This is a genomic window from Pseudoalteromonas sp. CO348 (assembly GCF_004208845.1).
Taxonomy (GTDB): Bacteria; Pseudomonadota; Gammaproteobacteria; order Enterobacterales; family Alteromonadaceae; genus Pseudoalteromonas; species Pseudoalteromonas maricaloris.
Genome location: NZ_SGPI01000017.1, coordinates 64,090 through 83,757, shown reverse-complemented (window position 1 = coordinate 83,757; position 19,668 = coordinate 64,090). Strand labels below are relative to the sequence as shown.

At 42.5% G+C, this 19,668-nt stretch carries 13 protein-coding genes; 5 read left to right on the top strand and 8 right to left on the bottom strand.

From position 1 onward, the window contains the following. The first annotated feature begins 67 nt into the window (after window positions 1-67). From astE to EXT48_RS07820, 4 genes are all read left to right on the top strand, one after another. On the top strand, window positions 68-1,102 hold the full coding sequence (gene astE / locus EXT48_RS07835) for a succinylglutamate desuccinylase (protein ID WP_130164107.1): 1,035 nt from the start codon (window positions 68-70) through the stop codon (window positions 1,100-1,102). Window positions 1,103-1,453: 351 nt separating this feature from the next. After that, on the top strand, window positions 1,454-2,671 hold the full coding sequence (locus tag EXT48_RS07830) for a thiamine pyrophosphate-dependent dehydrogenase E1 component subunit alpha (RefSeq protein WP_039495931.1): 1,218 nt from the start codon (window positions 1,454-1,456) through the stop codon (window positions 2,669-2,671). Next, window positions 2,671-3,648 (top strand): alpha-ketoacid dehydrogenase subunit beta, encoded by a 978-nt coding sequence (locus EXT48_RS07825; RefSeq protein ID WP_010604720.1) that lies wholly within the window; start codon window positions 2,671-2,673, stop codon window positions 3,646-3,648. The genes EXT48_RS07830 and EXT48_RS07825 overlap by 1 nt, the downstream gene beginning before the upstream one ends. Before the next feature lie 9 nt (window positions 3,649-3,657). After that, complete coding sequence (locus EXT48_RS07820) at window positions 3,658-5,229, top strand: dihydrolipoyllysine-residue acetyltransferase (protein WP_130164106.1); 1,572 nt, start codon at window positions 3,658-3,660, stop codon at window positions 5,227-5,229. A gap of 723 nt (window positions 5,230-5,952) precedes the next feature. Here the strand turns inward: EXT48_RS07820 and EXT48_RS07815 are convergent. The 8 genes from EXT48_RS07815 to EXT48_RS07780 all read right to left on the bottom strand — a co-directional run bounded on the left by EXT48_RS07815 (window position 5,953) and on the right by EXT48_RS07780 (window position 18,495). After that, window positions 5,953-9,018, bottom strand: coding sequence for a TonB-dependent receptor (locus EXT48_RS07815; protein ID WP_130164105.1), 3,066 nt, complete (start codon window positions 9,016-9,018; stop codon window positions 5,953-5,955). A gap of 355 nt (window positions 9,019-9,373) precedes the next feature. After that, window positions 9,374-9,622: a lipoprotein gene (locus tag EXT48_RS07810; protein ID WP_039495925.1), complete on the bottom strand. Its 249-nt coding sequence runs from the start codon at window positions 9,620-9,622 to the stop codon at window positions 9,374-9,376. A 12-nt stretch (window positions 9,623-9,634) separates the two neighbouring features. Continuing rightward, window positions 9,635-10,459: a CsiV family protein gene (locus tag EXT48_RS07805; RefSeq protein WP_130164104.1), complete on the bottom strand. Its 825-nt coding sequence runs from the start codon at window positions 10,457-10,459 to the stop codon at window positions 9,635-9,637. Further along, window positions 10,456-13,929, bottom strand: a complete 3,474-nt coding sequence (gene mfd, locus EXT48_RS07800; RefSeq protein ID WP_130164103.1) for a transcription-repair coupling factor — start codon at window positions 13,927-13,929, stop codon at window positions 10,456-10,458. The genes EXT48_RS07805 and mfd overlap by 4 nt, the downstream gene beginning before the upstream one ends. Before the next feature lie 16 nt (window positions 13,930-13,945). Continuing rightward, window positions 13,946-14,836, bottom strand: coding sequence for a carbon-nitrogen hydrolase (locus EXT48_RS07795; RefSeq protein WP_130164102.1), 891 nt, complete (start codon window positions 14,834-14,836; stop codon window positions 13,946-13,948). 5 nt (window positions 14,837-14,841) lie between these two features. Beyond that, the gene (locus EXT48_RS07790) at window positions 14,842-15,879 is read right to left on the bottom strand and encodes an agmatine/peptidylarginine deiminase (RefSeq protein ID WP_130126344.1); all 1,038 of its coding nucleotides are present in this window, start codon (window positions 15,877-15,879) and stop codon (window positions 14,842-14,844) included. Window positions 15,880-15,993: 114 nt separating this feature from the next. Further along, entirely contained in the window at window positions 15,994-16,560 is a 567-nt protein-coding gene (locus EXT48_RS07785) for a PilZ domain-containing protein (RefSeq protein WP_128728098.1), read from the bottom strand. 66 nt (window positions 16,561-16,626) lie between these two features. Then, window positions 16,627-18,495, bottom strand: a complete 1,869-nt coding sequence (locus EXT48_RS07780; RefSeq protein WP_165384097.1) for a methyl-accepting chemotaxis protein — start codon at window positions 18,493-18,495, stop codon at window positions 16,627-16,629. Between the two features lie 164 nt (window positions 18,496-18,659). Here EXT48_RS07780 and EXT48_RS07775 point away from each other — a divergent pair, with 164 nt between their 5' ends. Then, the gene (locus tag EXT48_RS07775) at window positions 18,660-19,619 is read left to right on the top strand and encodes a DUF4382 domain-containing protein (protein WP_130164100.1); all 960 of its coding nucleotides are present in this window, start codon (window positions 18,660-18,662) and stop codon (window positions 19,617-19,619) included. The last annotated feature ends 49 nt before the right edge of the window (window positions 19,620-19,668 follow it).

The following is a 19,668-nucleotide window of genomic DNA, read 5'->3' as shown; positions in this document are numbered from 1 at the left end:
AGCCATACTCCTCGTATGGCTTTTTTGTATCCCAATGCGGATTATTCAACAACATCAATTTGGAATTATGACGTACTTAGCAGAATTAAAACAAAGCGGTGACTTTCTTACTATCACAAGAAATAACGAATTTACACTTGAACCCGTGAACTTCACTTTAGACAACGGTACCTTGGTGGAAGTCCATGATACTGGTGTGATCCAGTTTACGCCGGCAGGTGAAACAACAAAAGATATTGTGCTATCGAGCGCTGTGCACGGCAATGAAACCGCGCCAATTGAAATATGTGACGAGCTTATCCAACATATTATTACTGGCAGATTGGCATTGGCACAGCGGGTGTTATTTATTTTTGGCAACCCGAAATCCATTAATATTGGGCAGCGTTTTGTCGATGAAAATCTAAACCGCCTATTTAACGGTGCACATAATCAAGAAACAGATAATCCCGAAAAGGTCCGAGCACAAAAATTAGAGGGTTACGTTAGACGCTTTTTTGAACAGGCTGGTAACGAGCGCTATCGTTGTCACTATGACCTTCATACTGCTATTCGGGGGTCTAAAAACGAAAAGTTTGCAGTTTATCCGTTTTTACATGGTGAGCCGTGGAAGAAATCACAGCTGCAGTTTTTATTGTCATGCGGTGTCAATACCGTATTAATGATGCGCTCGGCGGCGACAACATTTAGTTACTTTTCTTCTTACCAGTTTGGGGCTGATGCTTTCACTATCGAACTTGGGCAGGTGAAGCCATTTGGTGAAAATAACATGGCGAGCTTTGCAAAAACCAAGGAAACGCTAAAAGCATTAATTAGCCAAGAAAAGGTGGAATATAAAGAATTTAATGCAGATGAGTTCGAGCTATTTACCGTTCATCGTACTATCAATCGTACTCAAGCCGAATTTTCTTTTCCATTCCCTGATTCTGCAGAGAATTTTACAGGCTTTGCGAAAGGTGAATTACTAGCGACGGACGGAGGTAACCAGTATTTCGCTGAGGTTGAGGGGGAAGCTATTATCTTCCCAAATGCCAATGTTGCTTTGGGGCAACGTGCATTACTAACCGTTGTACCGTTAGAGGTTGATGAAAACTTCATATAAATCATAGATGTAAAATTCTACTTGCCTTCGTATCAAAATCTTTCCAAAAACATTGATGCATTTTCACGGTTATTCATCTAGGATTAGTTGAATAACCGTTTACGTTAACGTAAAGTTGAAATGCTTTAATTTAATTTACTTACTTAAATCGCAAATATTATTCAGTCTTTGATAAGTTGTTAGACCAGTTATTCATACTAACCACAAATGTGATCAAGACCAATTAACACAATCATAAATGCGAGGTGAGTTAAGACTCTTTTCGTCTTACGCAATCTGAAACCAGATCTCGTATGAGAAAGTCGGGTTTGAACTCCGTAAGTTTGTTATGACAACAAGAGAAGGTAGGTTATGACTAACCCCAATAATATATCCTTAAATATCAGCCACGCGCTGGAATTTATAGATGGTCATGCACTCAATATCCCTACATTAAAGATTTTAAGTGACCAAGGCGATGTTTTAGACGGTGCAACAGCACCAGATATTGATAAAGAAACGGCATTAAGAATTTACTCTACAATGCGGTTTATTCGTTTACTTGACGAGCGTATGCAAGGTGCTCAGCGTCAAGGACGTATTAGCTTCTACATGCAATGTCTTGGCGAAGAAGCCGCTGTTACGGCAAGTGCTGCGGCGCTTAAAGAAGATGATATGATCATGGCTCAGTACCGTGAGCAAGCCGCAATTCACTATCGTGGTTTTTCGCTTGAGCAGTTCATGAATCAGTTATTCTCGAATGAGAAGGACTTAGGCAAAGGCCGCCAAATGCCTGTGCATTATGGTTCTAAAGAATTACATTACCTGACTATTTCGTCGCCGCTAGGAACGCAAATTCCTCAAGCAACGGGCTATGCGTACGGCCAAAAGCTAAAACACATCGATAAAGAAACCGGTGAGCTAACGTCTGAAATTGATAACGTCACGATTTGCTATTTTGGTGAAGGTGCTGCGTCAGAAGGTGATTTCCACGCTGGTCTAAACATGGCCGCGGTGCATGGTTCACCAGTTATTTTCTATGCACGTAATAACGGCTATGCAATTTCAACACCTGCGGATGAACAGTTCAAAGGTGATGGTATTGCCGCTCGCGGTGTTGGCTATGGTATTAAGACCATCCGTGTGGATGGTGCCGATGCGCTTGCCGTTTACGCCGCGACACAAGCCGCGCGTAAAATTGCAGTTGAAAACGGTGAGCCTGTGATGATTGAATCTATTGCATACCGATTGGGTGCACACTCAACTTCTGATGATCCGTCTGGTTACCGTACTAAAGATGAAGAAGCTGAATTTAAAAATAGTTGCCCGGTAAATCGATTTAAGCAATGGCTTCTAAAACAAGATTGGTTGGATGAAGCCCAAGATGATGCGGAAAAAGAGAAAATCCGTGAAGATATCTTGGCTGCATTGAAGGTTGCAGAGAAAGTACAAAAGCCTGCATTAGAAGATCTGGTCTCAGATGTTTATGACACGCCAATTCCATCGCTGCAGAAGCAATATGATGAATTGAAAGCGCATATTAAAGCTTATCCAGACGCATACCCAGTCACAGCAGGGAGAATTAAATAATGGCTAAAATGAACATGCTACACGCCATTAATTCGGCGCTAGATATCACGATGGCGGAGCATCCGCAGGCTTGTATTTTTGGTGAAGACGTTGGCTACTTTGGTGGTGTATTCCGTGCAACGTCAGGCCTTCAAGAAAAATACGGAAAACACCGTGTTTTTAATACGCCATTGACTGAACAAGGTATTTTGGGTTTTGCCAATGGTCTTGCAGCGTTTGGTGCCCCTGCGCTTGCTGAAATTCAATTTGCAGATTATATCTTCCCGGCATTTGACCAAATCGTGAACGAGTCGGCCAAGTTCCGTTATCGCTCAGGTAATGAGTTTGATGTGGGTAACTTAACAATTCGTACGCCATACGGTGGTGGTATCGCAGGTGGTCTATATCATTCACAATCGCCAGAAGCTTACTTTGCGCATACACCTGGTCTTAAAATTGTAGTACCGCGTAACCCGTATCAAGCAAAAGGCCTACTGCGTGCTGCCATTAAAGACGATAACCCGGTTATTTTCTTTGAACCTAAGCGCTTGTATCGCGCTTCTGTTGGTGAAGTGCCAGAAGAAGATTACAGCATCGAGCTTGGTAAAGCCGAAGTGATTAAAGAAGGTACTGACATAACGCTATTGGCTTGGGGCGCGCAGATGGAAATCATCGAACAAGCGGCGCAAAAAGCTGAAGAAGCGGGTATTAGCTGTGAAATAATCGACTTAAGAAGCATTCTTCCTTGGGATATGGACACGGTAGCCAAGTCCGTGGTTAAAACAGGTCGTTTGGTCGTGAGCCACGAAGCGCCAATCACGAATGGTTTTGGCGCTGAGATTGCAGCAACCATACAAAAAGAGTGTTTCCTGCATTTAGAATCTCCAATTGAGCGAGTTTGTGGATTAGACACGCCATATCCTCTAGCACTTGAGAAAGAATATGTGCCAGATGCACTTAAAGTGTTCGCCGCTATCAAACGTTCTATGGAATTTTAAGGATAAGTTATGGCTAAAGAATTTATCTTACCAGATATTGGTGAAGGCATCGTAGAGTGCGAAATCGTCGAGTGGTTGGTGGCTGTTGGTGACGAAGTAAAAGAAGATCAACCTATTTGTGACGTAATGACGGATAAGGCACTAGTGCAGATCCCCGCAGTACATGACGGTGTGATCACTAAGCTGCATTACGAAAAAGGTGAAATTGCAAAGGTGCATGAACCTTTGTTTGCAATGGATGTTGCCGGCGAGCAAGCTGCTCAGCCGGAGCAATCAGCACCTCAATCCTCGCCAACTACTTCAACCAGTACTGTACTTGAAGACTTTATCTTACCAGATATTGGTGAAGGCATTGTTGAGTGCGAAATTGTTGAATGGCTTGTCGCTGAAGGTGATGAAATCAAAGAAGATCAGGCCGTTTGTGATGTAATGACTGACAAGGCGCTAGTGCAAATTCCAGCCAAGTACGATGGTATTGTTGAAAAACTCTATTATAAAAAAGGCGAGATAGCACAGGTGCATAGTCCGCTATTTCAAATGAAGTTGGCGTCATCTCACGCCGGAAAATCAGACGATCCAATCGCTGATGTCCACAAGCCTAAAGAAAGTAATGCACAAGCTGCTACTGCAAACGATGAGGCTACGCGCAGTTTGCCGAAAAATGGTAAAGCAATTGCATCTCCGGCAGTACGCCGCAAGGCGCGCGAAGTTGGTGTTGACCTCTCTGAAGTGCCTGGCTCTGGTAAAAATGGGCGCGTTTATAAAGAAGACATCGAACATTTCCTTGAGCACGGTGTAACTGACGCTTCAACCACGAATGAAGCTAGCACCACGGTACAGCCTCAAACGCAAAAGTCGGCTACTACCTCAGAAGGTGGTAAAAGAGTTGAGCCTCTACGTGGTATGAAAGCGGCGATGGCCAAACAGATGGTGGCCTCTGTTTCGACGATCCCACATTTCACTTACTGTGACGAGATTGACTTAACCGATTTAATTGCACTTCGTGGTGTTTTGAAAGAGCAATATGCCAAACAAGGCGTGAAGCTGACGATGATGCCATTTTTTATCAAGGCGTTGTCACTCGCTATCAACGAATTCCCAATTTTGAATGCAAAAGTAAATGATGACTGTACGGAAATCACTTATTTTGATGACCACAATATTGGTATGGCGGTGGACAGCAAGCTGGGTCTTCTTGTACCAAATATTAAATCATGCCAAAGCAAATCGATTGTAGAAGTTGCCCAATCTGTTACTGAACTGACAGAAGCCGCTAGAGAAGGGCGTGTGCCTCCTGATTCATTGAAAGGCGGTACTATCTCAATCTCAAACATAGGGGCGATTGGCGGTACTGTTGCGACACCGATTATCAATAAACCTGAAGTTGCAATCGTTGCACTTGGCAAAGTTCAGCAGTTACCACGCTTCGATGCACAAGGTAATGTGGTTGCACGCTCTATCATGCAGGTAAGTTGGTCTGGCGACCACCGTATTATTGATGGCGGCACGATCGCACGCTTCAATAATTTATGGAAAACCTTCCTAGAGGAACCCGCTAAAATGATGATGGCAATGCGCTAATCCTTGTTTTTGCTAGTTTCTACTTGTTGTAAAGGGCCTTTACGGCCCTTTTTTATTTGTAAAAATTTAACAGTAGTAAGCGGTAATATTCAAATTTTTTTATTGGAAATTACTGTGAAAGTTATGCTGAAATTGTGTCAATGCAATAGCTGAACATGATTTGGCCGATAAAAATAGCCATTCAATCAATTATAAGGCTTTAAAACTAGGTAAGTTTCACTGATTGAATTACTTGGATTGATTGGCGCACCATCTCTGATGTGCGAGACAATTCTTTACAAGGTTGCATAACTCCAAATACCTGCAAGTTATATATTTAACCCTAAATCTTACGTAGTTCAATTTGATTAGTGAATGTGAATTACTTCCCATATGCTTCGTTGGAATTGTACTTTGGGTGTAGTAGGTGCGTAGCTGGAAGTCTTATTCCAATGCGCTTAACTAAGTGCTCTATTTTTAGGCGAGAGGATCTTGTCAATAACACCGCTTCCGCATCCTGCTTACGCCAAGGTACCTACATCCTGTGGGAAGGCGAAAATTTTGCTATTTAGTTGTTCTAAATGAGAAACTTTTAACGCAGTTAGCGTCAGATTTGCTCCTTCAAATTGAGCAAGTATTAAGTTGTACTGTTAAGATCTCTGTTCATGGGAGCAAAAAGAAGCCTTAAAAAGATGCCATTTCACTCATGAAATGGCATCTAGATTTATAACGTACTAAGAAATTTTAAAACTTGTACGTGAAACCAGCGCTGAATACGCGGCCATAAGTGTATCTAGCAACTGATAGCTCACGAACACTTGGGTACCAATCGAATAGATTATCCACTCGGAAACGCACAACGGCATTATCATTCAGGTAATATGAACCACCTAAAGTATATAAAGTCTGTGATTGGATCTTGTTATACGGATTACCGTTTTGATCAATATAATCATAGAAATTAGTAGAGTCGTTGTTGCGATTACCTTCACCGTGGTACTCAACATCAAAATACACGTTAATGTCTTCGAGAGTATAGTCAAATCTTAAATCACCAAGCCAATCAGGGTTGTCGTATTCACCTGTATTGTCTTCGAAGTCGAAGCCGGTATTAGATTTTGCGTCTTTTTTAAGGTTATATAGACGTGAGCGAATACCTAACTCACCAGAGTTTTCAGGTAGTAATCCACCAATAAGCGGATATTGGTGCAATGGACGCTTGAACATGACCTCATATTCATATGTCTCAAACTCTTGAAGTGCAGCATTTACATAACCAGATTCAAACGCTTTATCAGCAGGGATCTGGAAGTCTGCGCCTCGTCTAAATTTACCACAGAACTCATTCGGGTAATTAGTAGAGTCGTAACATGCATTTAAGATGTCGGTTAGAGTAAAGTCAACAATCGCGTCTTCAATATCGATCTTTATATAATCAATTTTAAAGCTGAAGCCTTCAAACCACTCTGGAGCATAAACAAGTCCAATATTTAAACCTTCTGCTTTTTCACTTTCAAGGTCTACATTACCACCAGTTGTACCAACCCTTGAGGCATTTCCTGATACCGCCTTATAACCATCTGGTACACCAGCAGCTTCACAGTTAGCTCTTCTTGTTGCTGGGCTTGGACCTTTATCTATATTATTGATATCACAAGGATCTGTGCCGAATTGAGAGTCTTGAATTACTGGTAAAAATAGTTCGGTAACAGACGGGGCTCTAACGGTTTCTGAATAGTTAGCTCTAACCATTAGGTCACTGATTGGCTGGTAATTTAGACCTACAGCCCAAACATTGTCTTTACCCGCCGAATCATTGTCAATTCTACGGAATGAAGCGTCAACGCTCAGCGTATTTACAAGTGGAATATCCATGTCGCTTGAAACTAGCGGTAGACTGATTTCTGCAAATAAATCTTGTGTAGTATACGAACCTGAAGTAGATGCATTAGCCAAACCACTGTTTAACACATTTGTGCCATCTTCACTAAAGCTTGCTTTTTCTGTACGTCTTTCGTAACCAAATGCTGCAGCTAAATAACCTGCAGGTAATTCGATAATATCACCTGTGGTGAACGCTTGAAGGATATCTTGTTCAACACGTGAATAACCCATTGCAGGGTAGGTGATATAATCAAGAACTTCTTGAGAAGCAGGGCCAAATGGGTTGTACGCAACACACTTGCCAACTTCACCCAGTACTGATTGGGTTTCTGTTACACCAAAACCGCTAGTTGTATACTTGTCGTGATAGCCGTCGACATAGTTGGCTTTACAGTCAATAGCGCCATTGTTAAAACCTACATCGATAGCCGCTAAGAAGCGATTTTCGTTGATGTTAAAGTCTTGAGAGAATATTTTGCTTACACCCTGTTGATAGAAAACATCCCATTTCCATTCGTTTTCTCCCAGTTCAAAATAACCATCAAAGCCAATTTTTATACTTCTTACATCAGATTCATTGGTAATTTTACGTTTACCCAATGAAGTCCAAGCTTTGTGCATATAAAACTCACCTGGACCACCAAGGTAGTTCTCAAGGCGATTCCTTGTTTCACTTGGTAAGTAAACATAGTCTGTATCGAATTTAAGTGCAGCGCCAAGGCCACCGAATAGACCAGAACTATATTTGTTTGGCTGGTAGCCTTCATTTACCGCATCTGATGAGTTAAAGAAACCTAGTACAGACATGTTGACATCATCTGTAAGCTTATAATTACCTGATATAGTAAAGTTGTAACGCTCAAACCCTTCTCGAGCAGTATTAGATTCAGCAAGGTCTAAGCCGTCACCACCAGAAGACCAAACAGCATTACCTGTAGGTGTTCCTGTGTTGAACGGGATTAATTGTCCGTTACCACTTGGGTCAAATTGCAAAAATGAACCGTCTGGCCACGCACCTAAACCCGCATTAACTACCGCTGTCGGTCCTGGTGTGATAAGACCAGAGTTTGATAGAATTCCAGCTCTACCATTTGGGTATAAACGACGTTGACCTGTAACAGGGTTGCCATCGGCATCAACTACCGCGTCAGATCCCAAAGGCGTATAACCACCCCATTGGTCAACCCATGATGGTAATTCGGATGCTAAGATACTCTTCTGATCTTGGTATTCAAAACTAAAAACTAAGTTGCCTTTATCTTCATTGAAGTTTCCGCCAAATAAACCGCGGAATGACTTATCGTACTTACCTGCTTCATCATAATTTGTTACGTCAGCTGAGAATTCGGCACCTTCATAGTCAGTTTTTAAGATAAAGTTTACAACACCTGAAACAGCATCGGCGCCATAAACCGGTGCACCACCCACCTTAACTACTTCTACTCGCTCAATAAGAGAAACCGGGATATTGTTTATATCTACCTGACTACCTGGAGCACTACCACCACCTACAGGTGAGTTACTTGACACAAAACGTGAACCATTAACAAGAGTTAGGGTACGTTGAGAACCCAGTCCGTACAAATTAACGGTACTTTGACCAACCCCTTGGGAAGCGGCTTGTTCGTTACTTGAAAGGTTTGCTGTCGCTGCAAGCGCGATACCAGGAACTTCCTCTAACACTGATGCTAAGTTAGTTGTACCTCGTTTACTTATATATTCTGAGTCAATTGTTTCTATAGGTTGTGTCGGCTCTAGATCAACTCGAGAAATACGTGAACCTGTTACTTCTATGCGCTCAACTTTATCTGCTGCAGTTTGATTTGCATCTTGTTCTTCTGCGTATACTGCTGGAGATACCGCTGCGATTGTCGCACTTACGGCTAAAGCCGCTTTGATCGACGATGAGAGTGTATTGATTTTCATAATTATTCCTATTTTTTTAGCATATCTATGTATGCAATAGCGACTATATTTAGATTAATTACAAATTTACACACCCAATTGATAATTTACTTTTTCAAAATTAAATTGTTACATTTTATACTTTGAAGCTGGTTTTTACGTGTTTTTTTGGTTTTTTGTTACCAATTGTTAAATCTATTGTTGTTGTATTGGGGAAATTAAAAGTGGGTTGTATTGATTGGTTTACGAATTCAATATTTGTTTAAAGAGAGATAACTTATTTGACACTAATTTTATAACATTATTTAACTACAGAATGATGGAAGGCATGAGACTCAATCAATTTATTATTGAGTCTCGATAACGAATTTAAGGTTTATTCAATTCCTTTCTTTGAATAAAGAGTTACTTTATCGGAAAGCAGCGTTACTTTAATGTGCTTGTTTTCGCTTCCCCAAATGCAATTGGTGTGTAGCGTTTTTTCTTCACATTTATCAGCAGAGCCAAGAATGTTCTCAACTTCAGCTTTGTCCATGCCTACTTCTAGCTTGTTGTAGTTTTCCAAACTTACTTTAGAACAGCCGACTAGGGTGAGTAGCGCAGCAGCAGTTAGTAATTTTTTCATAGGGTTGCCCGTCTAATGTTTGTATTTTCTTATTTGAAAGATGACCCCAAGTTTAGGGTGATCTAAGTAATGTATGTCGCCGCTATACACGCGTGTATATTGAGACATACGAGCAGTACGAATATCGTTACCGTCTTCGTACTTTAAATCTAAATCTGTGGTCACGTAAAGGTAATGTCTCACGTGAATTTTAATCAAGCCTTCAAGCTGCCAATGCACTTGATCTTTTGATTCCTGAATACTAAATCGGTTCGATAGTGACGAAAACTGATCGTCATTTTCTATTACGCTATAACTGGATGGTGACGCAAACTGTTTGCCAGCAATAATTTCGATATTAGGCGCACGTTTGTTACTTTGTTCCGGGAATCGCCAACCTGTGTGCAACAGTGGCTTGAGTCCTTTACGTTTTAATTCAGCGACTTTGTTAGAAAAATTAAACTGTGACTCATCCAACAGATAAATTGAGTCCATATGTTCTTGTGGCTCAACTTGCGGTGAAAGAGGCAAAGTGCCGAATTTTTCAACATAGTTTGCATCTGGGTCGCAAGAGCTGGAGCGCGCACCCGACGTTAATCCACGAATAAAATCGTGCTCAGCAAACTGCTCACTGCCTTCTAAGCATAGTTTATAGCCGGTGGTATTAAAACCGTCGAATAATAGTGACTTGATGTTTTTTTGATTGAGCGGCTCAGGTTCAATACTAAAGTCTTCTCGCAAAGAGAAACTAGGCTCTTGCTCAAATGCTATCAATTCTACTTCAAACCAACGGGTGGCATGTGCAGACGCGCTACTTACCAAAGCCGCTAGGATGGCCAGACTTTTTATTGTTTTCATGCTACAGCCTTTTTCTCAAAGTCATCAATCATCGCATTGACCAGTTTTAATCTCTCTTGGCCATTTTTCTCTTCGATCAGGAACTTCAGTTTATTCGCGCCTTCCATTCTATAGGTTGACGGGCTACTTTGTATCAATCCTATGATGAATGTTGGGTTAACTTTTGTATGACTACTGAACTCGAAGAAGCCACCTTTGGGGTTTGCTTCGATCTTGTTAATGCCTAATTGGGTTGCCTTTAGCTTAACAGACTGCACCGCAAATAGGTTTTTAGCCGCATCTGGCAACAGCCCAAAGCGGTCGATTAATTCGATTTGCAGCTCATCAAGCTCCGCCAGCGACTTTGTGCTAGCAATGCGTTTATACATACTAAGGCGAATATTTACATCATGAATGTAATCATCCGGTAGCAGTGCTGGGAACTTAAGATCAACCTCGCTTTGCTGTTGGAGTAGGTTATCGAGTGTCGGCTCTTTGCCATTTTTTAAGGCTTCAACTGCTTGTTCTAGCATTTCCATATACAGCGTGAAGCCAACGGTTTGAATTTGACCGCTTTGGTCATCTCCCAGTAGCTCACCCGCACCACGGATCTCTAAATCGTGGGTGGCAAGGGCAAAACCTGCGCCTAAGTCTTCGAGTTGTTCTATAGCCTGTAAGCGCTTGACCGCGTCTTTAGTTAAGGCTTGGCTATTCTTCGTGAGTAGGTATGCGTATGCTTGGTGATGGCTTCGTCCTACACGGCCGCGAAGCTGATGTAACTGTGCCAATCCGAGTTTATCGGCTCTATCCATAATGATAGTATTAGCAGAGGGGATATCAATACCGGTTTCAATAATGGTTGTACACACAAGCACGTTATACTTTTGGTGATAGAATTCGCCCATCAAGTGCTCAAGTTCTTTTTCACGCATCTGCCCGTGGGCAGTGGTGACGTTGGCCTCTGGCACGAGCGCCGAGATATCAGCGGTGATTTTATCTATTGTCTCGACATTATTGTGGAGGAAGTAAACCTGTCCACCGCGCTTGATTTCACGCAGAATTGCTTCGCGGATAAGCTCGTCATTGCGCTCTCGCACAAAGGTCTTTACTGCTAATCGTTTGGCTGGCGGTGTCGCGATAATAGAGAGATCACGCATACCACTCATTGCCATATTCAGTGTACGCGGAATTGGGGTAGCGGTAAGGGTAAGAATGTCGACATCCGCTCTAAGCTGCTTAATCTTTTCTTTTTGCCTCACACCAAAGCGGTGTTCTTCGTCAACAATCAACAAACCCAAATCGGCGAACTTGATGTTTTCTTGAATAAGCTTATGGGTGCCTATTACAATATCAATTTTGCCTTCTTCAAGTTTTTGTAACGTCTCTTTTTGTTCTTTCGCTGAGTTAAAGCGCGAAAGCACACCGACTTCAACAGGCAGATCGGCAAAACGGTCTTTAAAGTTCTCGAAGTGTTGTTGGGCAAGGAGCGTAGTTGGCACTAAGACAGCCACTTGTTTGCTATCGTTGACGGCAACAAATGCTGCGCGCATGGCCACTTCGGTTTTACCAAAGCCAACATCACCACAAACGAGTCTATCCATTGCTAGGCTTGATTGCATATCTGCAAGTACGGCTGTGATTGCATTGCGTTGATCGTCTGTTTCTTCAAATGGGAAGCTATCAGAAAAGTCTCGATAGGCACTCGCATCTAGCTTAAATGCATATCCCGGCTTACTTTGGCGTTTTGCGTATATGTCTAGGAGTTCAGCAGCAACATCTCTGACTTTTTCAGCCGCTTTGCGTTTTGCTTTTTCCCAGGCGTCATTACCCAGTTTATGAAGTGGTGCAGAAGCTTCTTCACCTCCTGAGTAACGACTGAGCATATGAAGCGAAGAAACTGGCACATAAAGTTTAGCGTCATTGGCATAGATGATAGTCACAAACTCGGTAGCAATACCCGCTGCATCTATGGTTTCCAGCCCTAAATAGCGGCCTACACCATGATCTAAATGAACAATAGGTTGACCTTCTTTTAACTCAGCGAGGTTTCGGATCAGGGCATCTTGCCCTTGTTCGTATTTATGTTTACGGCGGCGCTTTTGGGAGATCTTAACACCTAAAAGCTCTTGCTCGGTGATGATAGACAGCGATTGTTTATCCAGAAGTTTCACACTGGTAGCAAGTGGAGTGACGACCACACCAACATCTGAGTCGCTAGAGACAAACTCTGCAATGCGTTTATAAGGCTTTAGCTTTAGTCCTGTCGGCTTTAATAAGGTAAGCAGTGACTCTCGTCGGCCCTCTGATTCAACACTGAATAACACCCGAGACTTTTGCTTTTTCTCAGCAGCGATGTAATCGAGGATTTTTTGATATGGATTAGCGTGTTTATGCTCAATGCGGACATCGTCGATTAATTCCGCTGCGACATTGTTATTGCCCGCTTTGGTTCCCAGCATCGCTTGACTAAGCTTTATTCGAGAGAAGCCGTTAAGGCCTTCAAATAAGGTCTCTATAGGCTGATATAGCTTGGCTGGTGAAAGTAGAGGGCGAAGTGGGTCAACCCGGCGACTTTCGTAGCGTTTAGATACGTCTTGCCAAAAGGTTTGCGCTGCAGATTCAATGTCGCCAAAAGGCATAAATACGGTATCTTCAGGCAAATAGTCAAACACCGTCGCTAATGAATCAAAAAAGAGCGGCAAATAGTACTCTATACCTGCAGGCCAGTTCCCTTTACTGACTTGCATATAAATACTGTCTTTTTCACTACTTGCGCCGAACGCTTCACGGTAATTAATTCTAAAGCGTTCAATGTCTTCTGCATTGGTTGGGAATTCGTGCGCCGGTAGTAAATCGATAGCATCAATCTCATCGTTTGAGCGTTGGCTTTCGATATCAAAATGACGAATGGAGTCTAACTCATCATCAAAGAAATCTAGTCTAAAGGGGAGTGGGCTACCCATGGGGTATAAATCAATAATGGAACCTCGAACAGCAAACTCACCGTGCTCCATTACCTGCTGAACATGACGATAACCCGCTTGAGTTAAGGTATCACGCAAGCTTTGTGCGTCTACTGTGTCACCTTTTGTTACCTGAAGACTCATGCCGTGGATAAAGCTAGGTGGTGCGGTACGTAGCATGAGGGTTGAAACAGGAATGATGAGTACGGATTGCTTTTCCTGTTTGAGTGTATTTAGCGTCGCAAGACGCTGAGAAATAATGTCTTGATGTGGTGAAAAGTGATCATAGGGTAATGTTTCCCAGTCAGGAAACATCATGACAGGCGTGTCTTTTAAAAGATACGCCAGTTCATGCTCAAGGCGAAGTGCAGAAGGTGTATCGGGGGTGACCAGTACAACTAAGTTGTCGTGTTGTTGGATGTGCTCACTCAAACACAGTGATAAGCTGCTGCCAACCAAATTACCCCACGAAATTTTATCCTTGTTTGATTTTACCCAAGGTAAATCGTTCCATTGCACATTCGCCATTGATTACTCCTATTTATTAATCGCGATAAATTTTGCAAAGATCCTGATAGTGATCGATTCGTCTGTCTCTTAAATACGGCCAGATGCGACGAACAGATTCACTGCGTGCAAGATCAACATCAACAACCGAGATTTCCTCAGCTTCTTCAGATGCATGCAATAACATTTCGCCTTGTGGACCGGTAACAAAAGAATTGCCCCAGAATTGAATACCTTCACTTTGACTTGAAGGGTCTGATTCATGGCCAACACGGTTAACGCTGATCACAGGTACTCCGTTCGACACTGCATGTGCACGCTGTGCAATTATCCAAGCATCTCGTTGACGAAATTGCTCTGCTTTGTCATCGCGAGGATCCCAGCCGATTGCCGTTGGGTAGATTAAAAACTCAGCGCCCGCCATTGCCATCAGACGCGCACCTTCTGGGAACCATTGATCCCAACACACCAGTACGCCTAATTTGCCTACAGAAGTCTGAATCGGAGTAAAGCCCATGTCGCCAGGAGTGAAGTAAAACTTTTCATAAAAACCTGGGTCATCAGGAATATGCATTTTACGGTATTTGCCAGCGATCGTACCGTCAGACTCAAGTACAACTGCGGTGTTGTGATAAAGCCCTGTTGCACGTTTTTCAAATAACGACGCAACGATGACAACATTCAGCTCTTTTGCAAGTGCGCCTAGTGAGTCTGTGCTTGGACCAGGAATGGTTTCCGCTAAGTCGAAGAGATCGGTGTCTTCAGTCTGGCAAAAATACAAGCTGCGGTGCAATTCTTGTAAAACGATAAGCTTAGCACCCTGACTTGCCGCTTTTCGGATACCGTCACAGGTTTTCGCAAAGTTGTTTACGAGATCTGTAGAGTTGCTATGTTGAACAATACCAACTTTGATGTTTTTTTCAGTCATGGTACTTACCTTAAAAAACCTTTTGGTAACTGCATCGTAATACAGTGCAGGCTACCGAATTGATGGATGATTGGTAGGCAGTTAACGCCAATTACCGTTCTTTCTGGGTGGGCAAGAGAGACTTTGTCCAGTGCTTCTTGATCTTTGTCGTCGCCATAGATAGGTACTAACACCGTTTTATTCAAGATCAGATAGTTTGCATAGGTTGCAGGTAATCTCTCACCCTCGTTATCAAACTTAGCACTAGGCCAAGGTAAACTAATTAAACGGTATGGATCGCCATTTGGGGTGCGGAATGTGCGTAGCTGCTGTTCCATTTTATTGAGGGCATCATAGTGCTCGTCTGATTTGTCGTCGCACTTTACATATACCAAGGTGTTATCTGGTGCAAAACGCACTAACGTGTCGATATGACTGTCAGTATCATCACCGGCTAAGTATCCATGATCTACCCACAGGAATGACTCAGCACCCAACTCTTTTTGCAACAATAGTTCTAATTCGGTTTTACTTAGATGTGGATTGCGATTTGGGTTCAACAGACACTCTGAAGTAGTCAATAGGACATTGGACTCGTTGATCTCAATACCGCCGCCTTCAAGTACCACGTCAACCTTTTCAAAGGTACAGTTTGGGTTGAGGACCTGTTTGGCTAGCTGCTGATTTATCTTATTGTCTAAATCCGCAGCAAACTTGTTACCCCAACCTGTAAAGGTGAAATCTTTGATACATAGATTTCCTGTACTTGTTTGCGTCGTAAGTGGACCGTGGTCACGGGCCCAGGTGTCATCGCAAGGCGTCACAACAAAGTGACACTTGGTTAAGCTAACCTCAGCTGCGCCGAGTAGGTTTTCGATATGCTGTTTTAACGCATCATTATGCGCCACGATAACGACTTCTTGAACTTGGGTAATATGTTGGCAAAGTGCAACGTACACAGGTTCAACGTCACTGAGAATGTCGCTCCAATCGGTATCAGAATGCGGCCAAGTAAGCATGATAGCGTCTTGTGGTGCCCATTCTGGGAGTAAAGTAAAACTCATTAAATCATCACCATATAATAATAAGCCTATAGTTTATCATTAACCTCAGGTGTGTCAGTAAGTTTTGTGAAGATAATTGAGCATTTAAAGAAGGCACTTAATGCGTTAAATGCCTTATTGGTCTTTTTGCTGCTTTAGCTTAAGTTGTCTGGTCTGGGCGTGTAAGCTCGCCCGTACGAGCAACTCTTGATCCGCTTCTCTAATAGCGGTAAAGGCGAGGGTGAATTTACCATCTTGCTTGGCAATGACTTGTGAGTAGCAAAAGATAGCACTGGCTTCATTGCGCAAAAATATTTTAGTTCGTAACGATTGTCCGACTTCATAATCTGCTTCTAACGTTGCGGTCAGGCCGCCGCCGCCGTAGCTGTCACAAAATAGATGACTGTCGTCAGGCTCTTCGGTTGCGAGAATATGGCTGATAATTAAATCAATCTTACGTGATTGCGCCTGCAAATAAGCTGCTAACTCATTGGCAATATCACCCAGATTACGAAGTGGTCGCAGGGCATTAAGATCTAACTCATTAATTTCGTTCGCGAGCTTAAATAGCGGCGGAATTGCAGCTTCTAATTGATATTCGTTTTCTGGAACCATATTGTCATCAACTGGGTAGAGGTTGATCTGAACCTGTTCAGCTATCTGAAAATACTGTTCAAATAATTCCTGCAAATTCGCTTTCATGTTTTATCTCTTGGCATCGCGCCGCTTTACAACTGTCTCTATAGTAACGGTTTAGTTTACCGATAATCAAACTTTGAATTGCTCAAGTAGTTGTTCTTGGGTTGTTATCTTTTCTACTTGAGACTGCATGGTGGCATCTACGCTCTTAGCTTCGCTATACACCGACTCGGAAATACCACGAATTGATGAGCTACTGCTATTCACGTTATTTACAATGTCATTTTGCTCATTCAGCATATCAGCAATGCGGGAATTCAAATCGACAATATGGCGAATGGCACTACGCATATCTTCAAGCGCGGCTCGAGTTTGCTCTGCCTTTTCAACCGTTTTATCGACATAATGTTGGCTTTGCTTCATTACAGTAACCGCGCTTTCTGAACCTGACTGTAGTTGACTTATCATTCCACGGATTTCAGTTGTGGCTTCTTGTGTTCTTTGTGCAAGCGATCTTACTTCGTCTGCAACGACGGCAAAGCCGCGGCCAGACTCACCGGCCCTTGCGGCTTCAATGGCAGCATTGAGCGCTAGGAGATTGGTTTGCTCAGCGATGCTGTTGATAACCGATAATATTTGCTCAATAGCTGTAGACGAGCTTTCTAACTCCGTAACTACGGTCATTGCCGAACTGATTTGATTAGATAGCTCTTGAATTGTCTCCGTTGTTTCTGCAACGATTTTTTCTCCTTGGCGAGCAACTTGATCGGTGGTTTTAATTGCTTCAGCGGCTTCATGGGCAGATTGTGTTACTTGATGTTCAGTTGTAGACATGTGTGTTGTTGCTTCATCAAGGACTTTGATACTCGCTAATTGCTCTTGAATGGAAAGTTTGGCTTTATTTGCAACTTTAGATGTTTGTTGAGCATCGTTTAAAACTTCATGGCCTAAACCCTGAATATTCGCTATTAGAGACTGTAAGCTACTGGTAAAGGCATTAAAATTTTGCGCCAGTGCTGCAAATTCGGGTTCATGCTCGGTATTTAATCGTACGGTTAAGTCCGCATTACCGCGTGCGATAGCAGCCATGGCGGTGTTGATTTCATCAAGCGGCTTTAATAATAAGCTAATTACAAAAGAAAGTAGTACAGTCGCGAGTGCCACAGAAATAAAGGCAAATATGGCTGCATCTCTTTGCAGTCGTGAAAGTGCAGCAAAAACGGTGTCTTCATCCAGCATCACCCCTAAATACCAATCTAAGCCTTCGACCTCTTTAAACTGTACTAATTTGTCTTCGCCATTTACTTCAACGTATTGGATATTTTCTGAGATACTTATGTCACCGAGAAATGTACGAGAAGACTTACCATTTAGTTTTACATCAGGGTGTGAGATAGTCGACCCGTCTTTACTCACCATAAAGGCAAAACCTGCGTCGAGCAGGTTGAACGAGTTAATCATTTCGCCGAGTTTTGCCAAACTAACGTCGTAAAAAATCGCGCCGTTGAATTGGCCTTGTTTAAACACTGGTGCACCGATTGATACCACAATTTCGTTACTTACTGCGTCAGCGTAAGGCGCTGTGATAATGAGCTTTCGTGCAGTTTTTGCGTCGGTATACCAAGGTCGCTTTCTCGGGTCCCAGTTTGCACCAGGGTTCCAATTTGGATCGCTAGCGACATATTTTCCTGTTTGCTCTTCACCATAACCTATCAGTAGGAAAGAGGTTGTGAGCTGTGGCTGCGAGAGGATAGGAAAGGCTGCGTCTAGGGTGTCAGTGGAAGCCACGAGATTGGTAGCAAGCGCGGCGAGATCGGTTGCTCCTTTCATTTGCGCAGTGACAGTGTTACCAATTCCTTGAATTATTTCATTCACACTTTGTTCGGCTTGTGCTTTGATTGCTGATTGCACGGAAATGTATTGAATAACAGATAAGATCAGTAATGCTGCAAGTAGCACAAGCGCAGAGACGGATACGACTTTGTGTTTAAACTTCACGGCCACACTCCAATAAGTTTGATACATTAAACTTATGACATTTAATAAGAAAATGCCAAATCTTCTGCGTTGATTTGAAGGTATTTCAAATTATTGCGTTTATATTAATTATTTATTCATGGTGCAATTCCTATTCTCTAAAACTTAGAAGAGGAGAAAACATCATGTATAAACCAGCTTTAACAGCAATTGCCTCGGCAATGATACTCGCTGCATGCGGTGGCGGTTCAGGTTCTGACTCAAACGACAACAACACCACGCAACCAACCCAAAAAACCACCGTAAGTGTTGGTGTGTCAGATGCTGCTGTGAATAATCTTGCAGAGGTAAACCTTGTTATTCAACGGCTGACATTTAGAGCATCTGGAAAAGAAGATGTCACATTTGATACCTTGGATGCACAGGGTAATCCAATGAAAATCAATCTGCTTGAATATACGGGTGATGATATCTATTTGGTTGTAAATGACCAAGAGATCGATGCTGGTGATTATGAGTGGATCAGAGCCGATGTTGTAAACGGTAGTGCGGGGTCTAATTTTGATTTAACCTCTAGCGTGCGTTTTTTAGATGGTAGTCAAGCACCACTAGCCGTAACCCGTAAAGGTAACGATGGCGTAGGTGAAATCCAACTCAATAACTTCTCGTTAAATGAAGGTGAGAACCAAATCGTATTGGAGTTTGACTTAAATAAGGCGCTGTTGAAGCGCACAAATGATGACACCGTTTATCTAAAACCAACAGCTGTCCGTTTGGAAAATCTGTTAACCAGTTTCGAGATTGAGGGCATGGTTAGTGAGTCTGTGAAAAATGCATGTATAGCAGATAACGCGGACCTAGCTCCTCTAGTCGGAGAGTACAAACATGTTGTTTATCTTTATAAAGCGGATGTTGCAGTGCCTAGCGACATCAGTGATGAAGACTCAGCGCCAGTAGCAACCGCAAACTTAGATGCCGAGAGTGAATATGAGATAGCATTTATTGGTTCAGGTGATTACAAAGTAGGGTATTCGTGCTTAGGTCATTTAGATGATGCCGAAACGATAGATGCAGATTTTAGTTTGTATCAAACAAAAGACGTTACGTTAACGCAAGATACAGAAGTGAATTTCGAGACGAACTAATATCAACTAGTCTTTTAGGCGAATTGGTATAACAGCAAAACAAAAAGGG

Bases quoted from the DNA above. Each gene is read 5' to 3' on its own strand.
- EXT48_RS07825 (WP_010604720.1), top strand. From the start codon at position 2,671: ATGGCTAAAATGAACATGCTACACGCCATTAATTCGGCGCTAGATATC.
- EXT48_RS07810 (WP_039495925.1), bottom strand. From the start codon at position 9,622: ATGAAAAAATTACTAACTGCTGCTGCGCTACTCACCCTAGTCGGCTGT.
- EXT48_RS07830 (WP_039495931.1), top strand. From the start codon at position 1,454: ATGACTAACCCCAATAATATATCCTTAAATATCAGCCACGCGCTGGAA.
- astE (WP_130164107.1), top strand. From the start codon at position 68: ATGACGTACTTAGCAGAATTAAAACAAAGCGGTGACTTTCTTACTATC.
- mfd (WP_130164103.1), bottom strand. From the start codon at position 13,929: ATGGCGAATGTGCAATGGAACGATTTACCTTGGGTAAAATCAAACAAG.
- EXT48_RS07820 (WP_130164106.1), top strand. From the start codon at position 3,658: ATGGCTAAAGAATTTATCTTACCAGATATTGGTGAAGGCATCGTAGAG.
- EXT48_RS07775 (WP_130164100.1), top strand. From the start codon at position 18,660: ATGTATAAACCAGCTTTAACAGCAATTGCCTCGGCAATGATACTCGCT.
- EXT48_RS07815 (WP_130164105.1), bottom strand. From the start codon at position 9,018: ATGAAAATCAATACACTCTCATCGTCGATCAAAGCGGCTTTAGCCGTA.
- EXT48_RS07785 (WP_128728098.1), bottom strand. From the start codon at position 16,560: ATGAAAGCGAATTTGCAGGAATTATTTGAACAGTATTTTCAGATAGCT.
- EXT48_RS07805 (WP_130164104.1), bottom strand. From the start codon at position 10,459: ATGAAAACAATAAAAAGTCTGGCCATCCTAGCGGCTTTGGTAAGTAGC.
- EXT48_RS07795 (WP_130164102.1), bottom strand. From the start codon at position 14,836: ATGACTGAAAAAAACATCAAAGTTGGTATTGTTCAACATAGCAACTCT.
- EXT48_RS07790 (WP_130126344.1), bottom strand. From the start codon at position 15,879: ATGAGTTTTACTTTACTCCCAGAATGGGCACCACAAGACGCTATCATG.